The 13,596-nt window shown below is 62.9% G+C and carries 15 protein-coding genes; 5 read left to right on the top strand and 10 right to left on the bottom strand.

Features of this window, described 5'->3' with window-relative positions; all coding sequences use genetic code 11:
• Positions 1 to 98: 98 nt before the first annotated feature.
• Genes CLV47_RS02735 through CLV47_RS02715 form a run of 5 tightly spaced genes read left to right on the top strand, consistent with a single transcriptional unit; the run spans position 99 to position 5,238 of the window.
• Positions 99 to 1,265, top strand: coding sequence for an ABC transporter ATP-binding protein (locus CLV47_RS02735; protein WP_106347439.1), 1,167 nt, complete (start codon positions 99 to 101; stop codon positions 1,263 to 1,265).
• Positions 1,262 to 2,626, top strand: coding sequence for an ABC transporter substrate-binding protein (locus CLV47_RS02730; RefSeq protein WP_106347438.1), 1,365 nt, complete (start codon positions 1,262 to 1,264; stop codon positions 2,624 to 2,626). The genes CLV47_RS02735 and CLV47_RS02730 overlap by 4 nt, the downstream gene beginning before the upstream one ends.
• Complete coding sequence (locus tag CLV47_RS02725) at positions 2,623 to 3,498, top strand: metallophosphoesterase (RefSeq protein WP_106347437.1); 876 nt, start codon at positions 2,623 to 2,625, stop codon at positions 3,496 to 3,498. Before CLV47_RS02730 ends, CLV47_RS02725 begins: the two co-directional genes overlap by 4 nt.
• Before the next feature lie 2 nt (positions 3,499 to 3,500).
• On the top strand, positions 3,501 to 4,442 hold the full coding sequence (locus CLV47_RS02720; RefSeq protein WP_106347436.1) for a carbohydrate ABC transporter permease: 942 nt from the start codon (positions 3,501 to 3,503) through the stop codon (positions 4,440 to 4,442).
• Positions 4,435 to 5,238, top strand: coding sequence for a carbohydrate ABC transporter permease (locus CLV47_RS02715; RefSeq protein WP_106347435.1), 804 nt, complete (start codon positions 4,435 to 4,437; stop codon positions 5,236 to 5,238). The genes CLV47_RS02720 and CLV47_RS02715 overlap by 8 nt, the downstream gene beginning before the upstream one ends.
• A 3-nt stretch (positions 5,239 to 5,241) precedes the next feature.
• Here the strand turns inward: CLV47_RS02715 and CLV47_RS02710 are convergent, their stop codons facing one another.
• The 10 genes from CLV47_RS02710 to CLV47_RS02665 form a co-directional block, all read right to left on the bottom strand.
• Positions 5,242 to 6,132, bottom strand: coding sequence for a LysR family transcriptional regulator (locus tag CLV47_RS02710; protein ID WP_106347434.1), 891 nt, complete (start codon positions 6,130 to 6,132; stop codon positions 5,242 to 5,244).
• Between the two features lie 50 nt (positions 6,133 to 6,182).
• A complete protein-coding gene (locus CLV47_RS02705) occupies positions 6,183 to 6,965 on the bottom strand; it encodes an ABC transporter permease (RefSeq protein WP_106347433.1) in 783 nt (260 codons plus the stop codon).
• Positions 6,962 to 7,963 (bottom strand): ABC transporter ATP-binding protein, encoded by a 1,002-nt coding sequence (locus CLV47_RS02700; RefSeq protein WP_106347432.1) that lies wholly within the window; start codon positions 7,961 to 7,963, stop codon positions 6,962 to 6,964. The genes CLV47_RS02705 and CLV47_RS02700 overlap by 4 nt, the downstream gene beginning before the upstream one ends.
• 223 nt (positions 7,964 to 8,186) lie before the next feature.
• A complete protein-coding gene (locus CLV47_RS02695; RefSeq protein ID WP_272946773.1) occupies positions 8,187 to 8,885 on the bottom strand; it encodes a PadR family transcriptional regulator in 699 nt (232 codons plus the stop codon).
• Positions 8,886 to 8,959: 74 nt separating this feature from the next.
• Positions 8,960 to 9,970 carry an alpha/beta fold hydrolase gene (locus CLV47_RS02690; RefSeq protein WP_106347431.1) on the bottom strand — a complete coding sequence of 337 codons (1,011 nt, stop codon included), beginning with the start codon at positions 9,968 to 9,970 and terminating at the stop codon, positions 8,960 to 8,962.
• A complete protein-coding gene (locus tag CLV47_RS02685) occupies positions 9,967 to 10,500 on the bottom strand; it encodes a GNAT family N-acetyltransferase (protein ID WP_106347430.1) in 534 nt (177 codons plus the stop codon). The genes CLV47_RS02690 and CLV47_RS02685 overlap by 4 nt, the downstream gene beginning before the upstream one ends.
• The gene (locus CLV47_RS02680; RefSeq protein WP_106347429.1) at positions 10,497 to 11,603 is read right to left on the bottom strand and encodes an alpha/beta fold hydrolase; all 1,107 of its coding nucleotides are present in this window, start codon (positions 11,601 to 11,603) and stop codon (positions 10,497 to 10,499) included. Before CLV47_RS02680 ends, CLV47_RS02685 begins: the two co-directional genes overlap by 4 nt.
• A 4-nt stretch (positions 11,604 to 11,607) precedes the next feature.
• A complete protein-coding gene (locus CLV47_RS02675) occupies positions 11,608 to 12,093 on the bottom strand; it encodes a hypothetical protein (RefSeq protein WP_106347428.1) in 486 nt (161 codons plus the stop codon).
• A gap of 145 nt (positions 12,094 to 12,238) precedes the next feature.
• A complete protein-coding gene (locus CLV47_RS02670; RefSeq protein ID WP_106347427.1) occupies positions 12,239 to 13,093 on the bottom strand; it encodes an Fpg/Nei family DNA glycosylase in 855 nt (284 codons plus the stop codon).
• A 40-nt stretch (positions 13,094 to 13,133) separates the two neighbouring features.
• Positions 13,134 to 13,562: a nitroreductase family deazaflavin-dependent oxidoreductase gene (locus CLV47_RS02665; RefSeq protein WP_202862341.1), complete on the bottom strand. Its 429-nt coding sequence runs from the start codon at positions 13,560 to 13,562 to the stop codon at positions 13,134 to 13,136.
• Between the last annotated feature and the right edge of the window lie 34 nt (positions 13,563 to 13,596).

The raw sequence follows: 13,596 nt of genomic DNA, 5'->3' as shown, positions 1-13,596 counted from the left end.
AGGCGCCTCGCGACCTCGCACAGTGTCAGCCGTTCATCTGAGATTCATCGGGCACTGTTGTTCTTGCTTTCGTCAATCGTCAGACGGGAGCGGGTTTTATGGGACGCATAGCGGTGCGGTCAGTGTCAAAGAAGTACGGCGACACAACGGCTTTGCACGAGATCAATCTCGACATCGACGATGGCGAGTTCATGGTGTTGCTCGGCCCGAGCGGGTGCGGCAAGTCGACCTTGCTGCGCATCATCGCCGGCCTCATCGCGCCAACGACCGGCCAGGTGATTCTCGACGGCGCAGACATCACTGACCAGCCGCCGCGCGATCGCGATCTCGCGATGGTCTTCCAGTCGTACGCGCTCTATCCACACCTGAGTGCGGCCAAAAACATCGGCTTCCCGTTAAGAGCAAGGCGTACGCCGAAGCCGGCCATCGCGGCGCAGGTCGCCAAGGTGGCGGAAATGCTCGGACTCTCCGCGGTGCTCGAACGGCGCCCCGGAGAGCTCTCCGGTGGACAGCGGCAACGCGTGGCAGTCGGCCGAGCGATCATCCGCAACCCTCGCGGCTTCTTGATGGATGAACCACTCTCAAATCTCGACGCACTCCTGCGCGCGTCGACTCGGCGTCAGATCATCGAGCTACGCCAGAGCGTCGACTCGACCTTTTTGTACGTCACCCACGACCAAGTCGAGGCCATGACGATGGCAACAAGGATCGCCGTACTGCACAACGGCCGCATCGAGCAGGTCGGTACGCCGGAGGCCTTGTACGACGAGCCGCATACGACCTTCGTCGCCTCGTTCCTCGGCGCGCCGCCGATGAATCTTCTCGAGGCGACTATTCGTCCGGCGGGTAACACGCTTCATGCCTACGCCGCCGGGCTCGACCTGCCGTTGGATCTGCCGGCAGGTGAACTACCGGACCACGACGTCACGGTGGGCATTCGCCCGGAGCGCATCGTGCTCAATCGGCTCGTCCAATCAGGGCCGCATTGCCTCGGTACGGCGATCGTCAACGCGGTCGAAAACCTCGGCAGCGAAGTTGTTCTGCACTGCCAGAGCGGCGCCGTCACACTACTGGTCCGCGTCGCCCGACCGACCGTCGTACGGGTCGGCGATCCGGTTGATCTGTATTGCTCTTCGTCCGACATCCATCTCTTCGACCGCTCGTCAGGTCGACGACTGGAGTGGACCGACCCACAAACCTCGGACCGCACGAAGCCTTCATCCGGCGTACCAGCCACCTCGACCTATGTAGGAGCACCGTCATGAAACGAACGTCCCGCCTCGGCGGGCTAATAGCCTGCGCAGTCCTGCTAAGCGGCTGCGATATCGGCGCATCGGCGAACACCGCGGCCGACCAGACCGGTCAAGTCCCCGCCCTCAAATCTGACCAGAAGGTATCGATTGTCTTCGAGAGTTACAACTATGGGTTGGCGGGCCCGTGGACCGATACGCTCAATGAGCGCATTGCCGCGTTCGAGAAGAAGTTTCCCAACATCACCGTCACGGCGCAAAAGCCTCAAGGCAACAGCCCCAACCCTGCCACGGACGCCGTGTCGAGTGTCCAAAAGCAGGTCGTCGCCGGTACGCCGCCGGACGTCACCCAGCTCGGATTCAGCGATCTCGACTTCACGGTAAACCAACTGGGTGCGAAGTCCCTGGACGCCCTGTTCGGCAAGCCAGCCGTGCAAGACAACTTCGACGGTGGCAAACACCCGTACGCGAAAACTGCGCGGACGCTAGCTACGTGGAAGGGGACGAACTACGGCGTTCCGTTTGTGTTGTCCACCCCCGTTCTGTATTACAACGCGACCCTCTTCAAGCAGGCCGGCCTGGACCCAAACAAACCACCCACAACATGGCAGGAGGCGGGCGACGCCGCGAAAGCAATCGCCACGACGACCGGCAAAGGTGGCATCTACATCGACTGCCTGAGTAAGACCGCTAAGGATTGGTGCTTCCAGAGTCTGGTCCGCTCCAACGGCGGCGCAGTGATATCTGACGACAGGACGTCGCTGACATTCGATAAGGAAGCGACGGTCGAGGTCACCAAGATGGCGCAGGAACTCGTCAATGCGGGCGCCTTTCCTAATCTGAGCCAGAAGCAGGGTTACGAGGCGTTTGCAGCGGGCGAGATGGGAATGATTCTCGAGTCCAGCTCGATCCAAGGGACCTTCATGAAGGGAGCCGAAGGCAAATGGGATCTGCGCTCCACCACGATGCCCAGCTTCGCTGGCAAACCGACCATACCGACCAACTCCGGCGCCTCCCTGTACATCTTCGCGAAAGACAAAGCCAAACAGGCCGCCGCGTGGGAGCTCATCAAGTTCCTGACGAGCGACGAGTCCTACGTCAAAATCGCCCAGGGTATCGGCTATCTCCCGCTCCGCCCCGGGCTTGTCGACGACCCTGAGGGGCTGAAGACCTGGGCGACCGATAACCCGCTGCTGAAACCGAACATCGAGCAGCTAGCCATGATGGAGCCCTGGATATCGATGCCCGGAAACAACTACCTCCAAATCCGCGACGGCATGATGGAGGCGGTCGAGCAGATCGTCTTTCAGGGGGCGGATCCCGCGTCAACGCTGCAGAAGGCACGGAAGCAGGGCTCGGCGCTGATGCCAAAATGAGTACCGAACTGCGCACCATTGTTCACCTATCCGACACTCACATCAGGGGCGACGGCACGCTCGCACGAGACTCGATCGACACCCTCGCACACCTGCGGGCAGTAGCCGATCGGCTTGTCGCTGCGGATCGCCCGATCTCGGCGATCATTCTGTCCGGCGACCTGTCCGACGACGGCTCCGAGGACGCATACCGGCTGCTTCACGAGACACTCGCCCCGGCAGCTAGTGCATTGGATGCCCGCCTCATCTACGCCATGGGGAACCACGACCAACGGGCTGGCTTCGCTACTCTGCCTGGGATCTTGGATGATTCGATTTCGAATGAGTCACCTGACGAGGGCTCACCTTTTGATAGGGCGTACGACGTCGACGGGCTCCGAATCATCGTTCTCGACAGCACCCGGCCGGGGCTACACGACGGACATCTGGAACCGCATCAGCTCGCCTGGCTCGCCGATCAACTCGGCGCGACCAGCCCGCGCGGAACCCTCGTCGTCATGCACCATCCACCGATATCCTCTCCCCTTGCGCCGGTACACCAGCTGCGGCTCAAAGGATCAGAGGAGCTCGCCGACGTACTCTCTGACTCTGACGTGCGCATGGTGTTGTGCGGGCACACCCATTACACCGGAATGGGAACGATAGCCGGAATACCGGTATGGATCGGACCGGCGATGGCATACCGACTCGACGCGTTCGCCCCCGCCGGACAGCATCGCGGTCAAGTGGGTTACGGCTTTAGCAGGATCGATTTGGTCGGCGACGACATTGTGGCCACCGCGGTCGAGGCGACTATTGCCGACGAGGTTTATCGTACGTCGGAGGCCGCCATGCTTGACCTTCTTCGGGACCACACCATCGCGGCCGGATAGGGATGCTCACCGAGATCGAGCCCCAGTGCACCGGGGCCCCGACGGCGATCGCCGCGCCGCCACGGGCACGACGTCGCGGGTGGCTACGGGCAGCCGGGCCGTACTTGTACTTGCTTCCCGGCGCCGCTCTCTTGATCGTCTGGGTGTATCGACCGCTGACCCTGACGGCCGAGATCAGCACGTATAACTGGAATCTGCTACCAGATTCGCCCGCCATCTCGGTCGGGCTGAGGAACTACGAGAGAATACTTGAGATACCGGAGGTCGGGAACGCGCTGTGGCGCACCGTCGTTGTCATCATCGGCCTGATCCCTTTCACCATCTTGGTCCCCGTTGTCGTGGGGTTCACCACTCGGCAGCTTCGCGGGCGGACCAGACGGTTCTACCAAGGAGTCATTTTCCTGCCCTTCATCATCGCCCCGGTCATCGGTGCGGCAGTGTGGGAATGGCTACTTGATCCGCGGGGAGCGCTCAACCAGGTCACCGGCGGCACTCGAAACTGGATCCACGAACCCGGCACAGCCCAGTTGGCGATCATCGTCATCACCGGCTGGCACATCTTGGGCTTTGCCATGCTCGTGGTGTTCGCTGGCATGAAGCAAATCGCGCAAGAGTACGACGACGCGGCGCAACTCGATGGCGCGTCACGCTGGCAAATCGACCGCTGGATCACTTTGCCGCTGCTTTCGCCGACGCTAGTCATGCTCGTGTTGATGACCGTGTTGCTCAGCGCCCAGTGGACGTTTCCACTCATCGACACCCTGACTCAGGGCGGGCCGTCCGGAGCTACGACAAACGTCTACTACCTGCTATGGGACTTGGGTTTCCATAGCTTTGATGCCGGCCTCAGCGCGGCCGTCGGAATCGTGCTGTTCATCGGCTACGGCGTTGTCGCGGGCGGTCTCGTCTGGCTGGCCGATCGGGTGACGGTGCGCGATGACTAGGGCGACCCTGCGTAGCCACGCGATCCTCGGTGTCGTGGCGCTATTCTGCTTGTTTCCGGTGTACTGGCTGCTTGCGACATCCCTTCGCCGTCCCGGCGACATCTACTCGCTGGCACCGTTTCCGTGGCCCCTCACCTTTGAGAACTACGCGGGGGCGGCGGACAAGGCCGATGTCCCGGGCCTTCTGATCAACACGACCTTCACCGCGGTCTCGTCAACGGCGATCCAGCTCTTCATCGCGATCCTGTCAGCCTACGGGTTCGCCATGCACCAGTTCAGATTCAAGAGAGTCCTTTACCTCGCGTTCATAGCGACGTGGCTGATTCCGTTTCAGGTCACAATGCTTCCCAACTATCTTCTGCTCCACCAGCTCGGCCTGCTGAACACGCTCGCCGGCGTCGTGCTGCCGACTATGTGCTCGGTCCTTGCTGTCCTTATGCTGCGACAGCATCTCGACAGCTTCCCCAAGGAGCTCGTAGCCGCGGCCAAGATGGACGGCTTGTCCTCGTGGCGCACGCTGTGGCAGGTCGTCGTACCGAACCTACGCCCGGCTTTGGCCGCATTGTCGATCTTGTTATTCATCAACTCGTGGAACGAGTACTTCTGGCCGGCGGTAGTGCTGCAGCAGCGCAACGCCGTCCTGCAGCTCGGGCTGCGAAGCTTCATGAGCGCCGAGGGCAACGACTGGGGCCCGATGATGGCGCTCGCCGCGATGTCCTGCCTGCCGGTATTTCTGCTCTATCTCGCGATGCAGCGCCGAGTCGTCAGCGCCTTCGTGCGATCTGGGCTCAAGTAGTCATCACACCTCGGGGAGTCGGTCCACCAACGCCGCGAGCGCCGGATTCCCGTTGTCCTTGCGCCAGACGGCGTAGAGATCGAGGGTGGGCGTGGGATCGACCAGTCGTACGGCAATCGGATCGGACGGTCCGTGCGCCGTGTAGGAATCGGCGCGCGGGCCCGAGGCGAATCCGACCATGGGCAGAGTGGCTACGAGTTGCGCCGTTCCGCCCGGATCGTCTGCAGTGCGTGCGACATCGAGGACGATCTTGTGCACCCTCGCCGCCGCGAAGATAGCGTCGTACATCTGTGGACTTTGGTCGCGCGCAAACAGCACGCACTGTTGACCTGCCAGCTCCGCGAAACTCACTTCGTCCCGTGCCGCCCACGGGTGGCGGTGCCCGATCACCCCGACAATGGGGATATCGCTGACCAATCTGCGATATTGCATCTCGGGCGCCTGGGGATATCCGTAGGTCATGGCAAGGTCGAGCGACCCGGCGCGGACCGCGGCGATCTGCGGTCCAGTCCGGCGTTCCCATAGGGAGACCGAGACGTCCGGCAGGTCGGCGTTCATCCTGGACAAGAGATCCGGCAAGACTTTGCGTCCGGCGAGGTAGTTGTATCCGACAGCAACTGATCCGCTCTTGCCGTCGGCCGCGTCTTTTGTCAGACGTACCGCCCGATCGACCTGCGCGAGTATGGTCTCGGCCTGTTGCTTCAGTTCCATACCCGCCGCCGTCAGCTTGACCTCATGTGCGTTGCGGACCAGCAACTGGACACCGAGAAACCGCTCGAGCTTCTGCATCTGTGCTGTGAGTGACGGCTGCGCGACGTGCAGCCGCTTGGCCGCACGCCCGAAGTGCAGCTCATCGGCCAGCATCACGAACGAGACCAAGTGCCGAAACTCCATGACCCCATCTTTGCATCGGGCAATACGTAGCCGGCTAGCGTGGTGGGCTGTTACGAGCTTTGCTGATATACCCGGAATGCGCGCGTCGAGATCACGCTCATCACCACGGCTCCGGCCACGAGCAACAACAATCGGATCGCCACCGCTCCCCAGTCGGTCCCTGACTGCAAGGACTCCCTGGCGGCCACGACCGCCCACTCCACCGGGTTGTACCTCGCGGCGGTCTGCACCCACGATGGCGCCAAGCCGGTGTCCATCACTGCCGAGCTCAGAAACATCAGCGGCAGCGTGATCAGCTGCGAGATCCCGATCAAAGCCTGCTGCTGACGCGTCAGCAGCGCTACGGCATTGGACAGCGCGGCGAAGATCAATGACAGGAGCACGGTCGCCACGATTGTGATCAGAAAGCCAACCACACCTCCGGGGAACCGTGCCCCGGCGATGAGCGCGACCCCGAATATCACCAAGGTCTGGATGATCGTACTGATTGCCTGGTATGCAAGGGTTCCGACCATCATCGCGCCGCGGCTCACCGGCGAAGTCAGCATCCGGTCCATGACGCCACGCTCCATGTCCTGGATGTACGTCGTACCGGCCCAAGCCGCGGAGAACAGCGCCGTCATCATGATCACGCCCGGCGTGAGGAACTGCAGGTAGTTGTCCACGCCCGGGCTGAATCCTGGAATCGACACGATGGATTTGAAGAGCTGGCCGAACAGCAGCAGCCAGATCATCGGCTGGACCAGGTTTATCGCAAGGAACACCGGCACCCTGCGCATGCCGCGTAGCGAGCGCCCGGTCAACAGAGTCGAGTGGGAGACGAAGATGCTCATGACTCGTCGCCTTTCGCCGCAGTGAAGCTACGTCCGGTGTGCTTGAGATAGACGTCGTCCAGCGATGGCCTGCTCACCGTCGCCGACTCGATCGCGATTCCGGCCGCCTCTAGTACGCCGATCGCCCCCGGCAGCGCCCGTCCGCCGTGGTCCGCGCGTCCGCGCAGGACGGCACCGTCTACGACAAACTCGCGTGGCTCCGGCAGTCGATCGAGCGCCGCCCGCGCGGCGCTCACATCGCCTTCCGATGCCAGTTCGATAATCACGGTGTCGCCGCGCAGCTCGGATTTGAGCGCATCTGGACTTCCTTCTGCGACGACGTGGCCCTCGTCGACGATGACGAGGTGCGCGGCAAGATGATCTGCTTCGTCGAGGTAATGCGTGGTGAGCAGGATCGTCATCTGATCTTCGCCGGCGAGCCGCCCAACCTCCTGCCACATCTCCGATCGCGCCTGCGGGTCGAGGCCGGTCGTCGGCTCATCGAGAAACAGCACTTGCGGCCGGTTGACCAGCCCGATGGCCACATCGAGCTTGCGTGCCATGCCACCCGAATAGGTGCGCACCAGGCGATCCGCCGCATCAGTGAGGTTAAACCGATCGAGCAGCTCATTTGCTCGCAGTCGCGCGTCGCGCCTTGTCTGTCCATGAATGCGGGCGGCCAGCTCCAGATTTTCTCGCCCGGTGTCCATCGGGTCGGTGACCGGCTTCTGCGCAACGAAGCCAATGAGCCGGCGTACCTCCCCGGGACTCGCGGAGATGTCGTGGCCCGCGACGTACGCCGTCCCCGAGTCGGCTCGGGAGAGAGTGGTGAGGATCTTGACAGTCGTGGACTTGCCGGCCCCATTAGGCCCGAGCAGGCCGAGCACGGTTCCGGGTTCGGCCGTGAAGCTCACTCCGTCGAGGGCGGTGACGCTCTCTTTGCCGCGCCCGCCCGGGTAGGTCTTGACCAGATCGCGCGCGCTGAGCACGGTGGATCGGTCGGTGATAGTTGCTGTCATCGCAACTCCTTTGATTTCGCGCAGTTACCTGCGTAATGGGAGTCGGATGCATATTGGGCCTGCCGGACCGTAGAGTTGAAGTGCGCCTTGAGATCTGCTGCACGGCAGGGTCCGCTATGCGGACCGACTCGAGGTTGGTCGTGGTCCGGGTGTTGCCGCACCCGGGCCACGCATCTATTTGCGGGAGCTCATGTCAAGTCCCGTCACGGCGTACGCCGAGGCATCAGTCGGGAGCCTCGTCGAGCGCCATCCACGTCACCTCCCCTGCGGCGAAGTACTTCTCGGGGTTTCTAGTCAGGTCGGCCAGTGAGACTCCTTCGTCGCGCAGCTGGTGCATGCGCGCCCAGAACTCGTAGCCGCCGATTTGTTTGGAATCTATGGACTTGATCAGGCTCTCGACGAAGTCGCGCTCGGCACGCAGCAGCGCGACGGCATACTCGCCCTCGATTGAGAGCACCTGCGGAAGACCCATCTGGGCGGCCTCTGCAATCCCGGCCTGTTCCTGTTCGATAGATGCACGCAGCCGATCCAATCGCTCGCCCAACAGCGCGACGACCGTATCCGGAGAGAGCACCGGTAGCAGCGCGAGTCCGGCTTCCAGGGCTGGATACTCCTTGACCGGCATCCGGATCAGCTCGCGCATCCAATCGACCAGCTCCGTCTCCCCCTCAGGGGTGATCGCGTAGATCGTGCGCTGTGGCCGGTTGCCGTCCTGCGACGTGCCGTGTTCGGCGATGAGGCCCTGCTTGAGCAGGCTGCCGACGACCGAATACAGCGAGCCGTAATTGAGCCGGATGCTGGCCTCTTTATTTCGATGCTTCAATGTCGCCGAGATCTGGTACGGATGCATCGGCTGCTCGGAAAGGCACGACAAAATCGCCAACGCCAATGGGTTGGAACGCGACCTCGCCAAGACACTCACCTCCGATTACTTGAATCAGAGTATACGGTTCAGAGTATTAGGTCAACGCCGGCCTTTCGAGCGCGTTCCTGCCCCTAGCGTCGCGCGGTCGGCTTCATCAGACCGCGCACCGTCTGGTTGTAGAGACCTAACGGCTGCAGCGAGCGCAGGTCGCTGCGGCGAATCGAGTCACGCACCGCGGTCGCCTCGTCCGGCGTACCTTCTAACCAGCTCGACGACTTGCGATAGTCATCGGCCGACACAAATTCGTGGATCGCCGGGATGGCTCGAGAGTTCGCGTCCTGCATGAACAGATGACCCTCGGTGGACGCGGTGTACAGCCGCGCGTTCGGCAGCGTCTGCGCCATCAGCTGGGCGTTCGCGAACGGAATGATCGGGTCGTCCGTGCCGTGTACGACGAGGGTCGGCGTCTGCACGGTGTCCAGCCACGGCAGCGAGGACCACGTCTGACAGGCGTAGAGCTGGCTGTAGTAGGTCACCGGATGTGGTCGGTAAAGCTTGCGCAGTTCGGCGGTACGTTGCAGGAACTCGGGGCTACGCTCGATCTCACCTCCGGCCAAGAACCGTTGCGTCCACTTGTAGAACGTGCGCGAGTAGTAACGCATCGGTGTGGCCAGCGCGAGCATCGCCGACGGGTAGCCCACGACGGCACCCACGCCCGGAGCCGTTCCTACCAAAGTCAGCCGGCGTACCCGGTCCGGGCGGGTGTGCGCGAACTCTTGGGCCACCATGCCCCCGAACGAGTAACCCAACAGATCTGGCTGTTCCAGGCCGAGGTCATCGACGACCCGCTCGACGAGGCTGGCAAATCCAGACATCGACTGCGGTACGCCGAGGACGTGTGAGCGGCCGATGCCGGGGAAGTCGAACGTAACAACCTTGGACGTCGTCAGGCCGGCGACCAGCGGATTCCACATCTGCTGATGAGTGCCCAGTCCGTTGATCAGCACCAACGGATGCCCGGGACCGTCGTACTGAGTGACAGCCATCTCGACGTTTCCGGCGACTACTCGCTCGTGCCGCCTTGGGCGATCTTCCAACCGAGCCGCCGGCGCCGTGTCGTCAACCAATACCAACTCACTCATTCAAGCTCTCCGTCCAGGTCGAGGCCAACCGCATTGGCCGCAGCCCAGTTCTCTTCGACGCGGTTGGTCAGCATGATCAGATCAACTAACTGACCATCCGCCTCTTTGATGAAGCCGCGAAGAAGCGCTTCGCCGGTAAACCCCAAGGTACGGAACATGTCGATCATCGACTGCTGATTTGCCGTTACTTCCACAAAAATGTGGGTGATCCCGGCTCGCATCGCTTCGACCATGGCGGCCTTCACGAGCTCAGACGCGACACCCTGCCGCCGATGGGCTGGGTGTACGACGAGCATGATCTCCCCGACGTGCGCAGACTGCCCCTGCCCACGGCGGATCCCGATAATCCCGCGGATAGCGCCGTCATCACGCACGCTTATCAAGCGCAGCGGATCGCTCTCGCTCCACCTCTGGGCGAGCTCGTCATCGGTGCCGTTGTCTTTGTAGAAGGCGCGTTCGGGTTCTGGCACCGCTCGCACGAAGGCGCCCAGCGCATCGATGTCGTACGGCGCCGCAATCCTGACGGTCATGCTGTCTCCTCCGCCATGCTCGTGCTGTTTCGCTGCAAAAACTCTGCTATCGCCGGAATAGTGACGCGCTGCGCCGTACCTCCCAGCACCAAACCCACGTGACCGGCCTTGAGCAGCACCTCGTCGTACAGCTCCTCGTTCATGAGGTTGCGCAGTGGGAAGGAGACTTTCGGCGGGATTAAGTCGTCTCGTTCGGCGATGACCGACAGCACCGGTATGTCGATCCGGGACAAGTCAATCTTCTTGTCGCCGGCGCGCGCGGTGCCGTTGACGAAGCCGTTGTCCTGCAAGAACATCGTGACGAACTGACGGAACGCCGCGCCCGGGAAGTTGACGTGGTCGCGCACCCAGTTGGTCATTACCGCGTGCGCCTCCAGGGCGCCACTGTCGGGTTTGCTCGCCAGCTTGTCCCACAGGTTGACGTACTGCGCGATGTCGTACGTCGGCGCGCGCACCGACAGTGATCGGCGTACGACGTCTGCCGGCACGAACCCCTCGTCGTTGATAACGTCGTCGGGGTTGAGCATGCCGTCCCGCAGCGGGCCGGTGTGCACATGCATGTGCCTGAAGTCGACCGGCGCGGCCATGAGAACCATCGACGAGATTGGCGAGTTTCCGCGGCTGGCCTGGTACATCAGCGCAAGAATCGCACCGAAGCAGTAGCCGATGACGTTGACGTCCTTGCACCCACTCTCGCGCTGGACGATCTTCAGAGCGCGCGGCAGGTAGAAGTCGACGTACGTTTCGAGCGTGTTCTCGGACTCCGCGGCATCTGGCTGCCCCCAGTCGAGTAGATAGACGTCGAAGCCGGCCTCGCACAGCGAGTTGATGTAGCTCTTGCCCGGCAGCAGGTCCAGGACGTACGACCGGCTGACCAGGCCCAGGAACACCAGGATGGGTTCGTCGTACCGCTTGTTCGGGCTCGCGTAACGCCAGAGGGTGACTTTGTCACGGCTCGCGACAAGCGTCCGCGGGGTCGGCTGCAGACCTTCGGACTTGTCCAAGGCGAGATACTGGATGCCGTTGCGGGCGCGCAGCGCGGCCGTCTCGACCTCCCGTTTGATGCCGGCGATGATCTCGCCGGGGCTGAGCGTGCGGGCCATGCGCCTAGTCCTCTCTCTCGCTGGCGGGTTCCGCCGGTTTCTTGGCTGGGCGCTTGTTCGGGCTAGTCCGTTTGGGTGGACTGGTCCGCTTGGGTGGGCTGGTCCGTTTGGGTGGACTGGTCCGTTTAGTCGCGTTGGCCCGGGCCGCGGCCGGCTTCTTCTGCACCGGCCTGTCGTGCACCGATGCGGGAGGCGGCTGTTCCTCGAGCGCCTCAAGCTGCGCCGACATCTCACGCAGTTGGGCCTCGACCCGGTTAAGCTGCCGGGTGATCGCGCGCGTGTCCTTGAGTGACGACAGGCCGAAAAGGTGCAGGGTCCGGTGGATGGTCCCGTAGACCTGTTTGGTTACGCCCTTTTGCACGCGCGCGGAGAGTGACATCGCGTCGGCGAACTGCCGAGTGTCGATCATCTCCTCGAGGCGCCCGCCAATCGCGCGCTCGGCCTTGTCGAACGTCTTGCGCCACAGCGCCTTGTCCGGTTTCGCCGCCATGGGCCCACTCCCCGCTTTAGTGACAGGTCGCGATGCGTCCTCAATCGACGCCAGACGATTGAGACCTACGTCACGTAACGCATCGTGGCCGAACACTAGCCGAGCGGCTCGCGGGATGCGACTGCGGGGCTGACTATGAGCCGCGCTACTTGAGAAGGCGGTCCATCCGACGGTCGTTGAGCTTGCGTCCGCCGGTCTGGCAGGTCGGACAGTACTGGTAGCTCTTGTCGGCGAGCGAGATCTCCGCGATGGTGTCGCCGCACACGGGGCATGGCATGCCAGTGCGTGCATGGACCTGGAGCCCGGACCGTTTCTCGGACTTCAGCGTGGCCGCCTTCTGGCCTACTGAGCGGCGTACGGCGTCGGTCTCAACGTCGATGATCGCGTGCAGCAGGATGTCACGCTCGGCGTCGGTCAACTTGCTCGCGGTCTTGAACGGCGACATCTTCGCCGCGTGCAAAATCTCATCGCTGTAGGCATTGCCGATACCCGCGATGACACGCTGGTCGGTAAGCACGTTTTTGAGCCGACCGCCCTGACCGGCGAGCGCTTCCTTGAGGCTTGCCTCATCCAGCGACAGCGCGTCCGGGCCGAGGCGCGCCACACCCGGCACCTCTTCGGGATCGCGTACGACGTACACCGCCAGGCCCTTCTTGGTGCCGGCCTCGGTCAGGTCGAACCCACTGCCGTCATCCAGGTGTACTCGTAGCGCCAGCGGACCACGGCCCGGTTTTGGCGGGGTCTTCGACAGCGACTCGGACCATCGCAGCCACCCGGCGCGCGCCAGATGTACGACGAGGTGGATCCCGTCGACATCGACATCGAGAAACTTGCCATGCCGGCTCGCCCCCGTCACCGTGAGCCCCTGCAGCGATGTGAACGGCGGGTCGAAGGTCTTGATCGCCGAGATGGCGGCCAGATCTAACCGGGCGACGACCTTACCGACGGCGTGCTCGCGCAGGTGATGGGCAAGCGCCTCGACCTCGGGCAACTCTGGCATGGGTCCATCGTCGCAGACGGGTACGACGCTGTCACCTGCGTTACGTCGAACGCTCGTGGCGCCGGAGCTTCAACACCGGGATCGTGCGGACGCCTTTGACTTTGTCTTCATAGCCCGCGAACCCTGGGAAACGGCGTGCCTGCTCGGCGTACACCTCGTCACGCGTCGCGCCTTTCAACTCCTCGACGTCGACCTTGAACGTGTCGGTGCCGACCTCGACGGTGGCCTGGCCGGCCGCGGTGAGGTTGAAATACCAGTCGGGGTTGGTCGGGGCCCCGGCTTTGGATGCGAAGACATAGATCGCGTCTGCGTCGTCGGCGGGTAGATACATCATCGGGGAGACATAGGAGGCCCCGCTCTTGCGCCCCTCGTGGTGGACGAGGACCATCGGCGCGCCCTCGAAAGGGCCGCCGACGTTACCGCCATTAGCGCGGAACTCATCAACGATCTGGGAATTGAAGTCGCTCATTGTTCTCATTCCTGGGAGTTGCGGCGTGACGGCG

The organism is Antricoccus suffuscus (assembly GCF_003003235.1).
In the GTDB taxonomy this organism is placed as follows: domain Bacteria; phylum Actinomycetota; class Actinomycetes; order Mycobacteriales; family Antricoccaceae; genus Antricoccus; species Antricoccus suffuscus.
Note: the sequence above shows the minus strand (reverse complement) of the source record. Positions and strands in the feature narration are given on the sequence as shown.

Excerpts from the sequence above, each read along its gene's own strand:
- CLV47_RS02710 (WP_106347434.1), bottom strand. The coding sequence starts at position 6,132 with ATGGAGTTTCGGCACTTGGTCTCGTTCGTGATGCTGGCCGATGAGCTG.
- CLV47_RS02685 (WP_106347430.1), bottom strand. The coding sequence starts at position 10,500 with ATGACCGTCAGGATTGCGGCGCCGTACGACATCGATGCGCTGGGCGCC.
- CLV47_RS02700 (WP_106347432.1), bottom strand. The coding sequence starts at position 7,963 with ATGACAGCAACTATCACCGACCGATCCACCGTGCTCAGCGCGCGCGAT.
- CLV47_RS02665 (WP_202862341.1), bottom strand. The coding sequence starts at position 13,562 with ATGAGCGACTTCAATTCCCAGATCGTTGATGAGTTCCGCGCTAATGGC.
- CLV47_RS02680 (WP_106347429.1), bottom strand. The coding sequence starts at position 11,603 with ATGGCCCGCACGCTCAGCCCCGGCGAGATCATCGCCGGCATCAAACGG.
- CLV47_RS02675 (WP_106347428.1), bottom strand. The coding sequence starts at position 12,093 with ATGGCGGCGAAACCGGACAAGGCGCTGTGGCGCAAGACGTTCGACAAG.
- CLV47_RS02690 (WP_106347431.1), bottom strand. The coding sequence starts at position 9,970 with ATGAGTGAGTTGGTATTGGTTGACGACACGGCGCCGGCGGCTCGGTTG.
- CLV47_RS02730 (WP_106347438.1), top strand. The coding sequence starts at position 1,262 with ATGAAACGAACGTCCCGCCTCGGCGGGCTAATAGCCTGCGCAGTCCTG.
- CLV47_RS02670 (WP_106347427.1), bottom strand. The coding sequence starts at position 13,093 with ATGCCAGAGTTGCCCGAGGTCGAGGCGCTTGCCCATCACCTGCGCGAG.
- CLV47_RS02705 (WP_106347433.1), bottom strand. The coding sequence starts at position 6,965 with ATGAGCATCTTCGTCTCCCACTCGACTCTGTTGACCGGGCGCTCGCTA.
- CLV47_RS02735 (WP_106347439.1), top strand. The coding sequence starts at position 99 with ATGGGACGCATAGCGGTGCGGTCAGTGTCAAAGAAGTACGGCGACACA.
- CLV47_RS02720 (WP_106347436.1), top strand. The coding sequence starts at position 3,501 with ATGCTCACCGAGATCGAGCCCCAGTGCACCGGGGCCCCGACGGCGATC.
- CLV47_RS02725 (WP_106347437.1), top strand. The coding sequence starts at position 2,623 with ATGAGTACCGAACTGCGCACCATTGTTCACCTATCCGACACTCACATC.
- CLV47_RS02715 (WP_106347435.1), top strand. The coding sequence starts at position 4,435 with ATGACTAGGGCGACCCTGCGTAGCCACGCGATCCTCGGTGTCGTGGCG.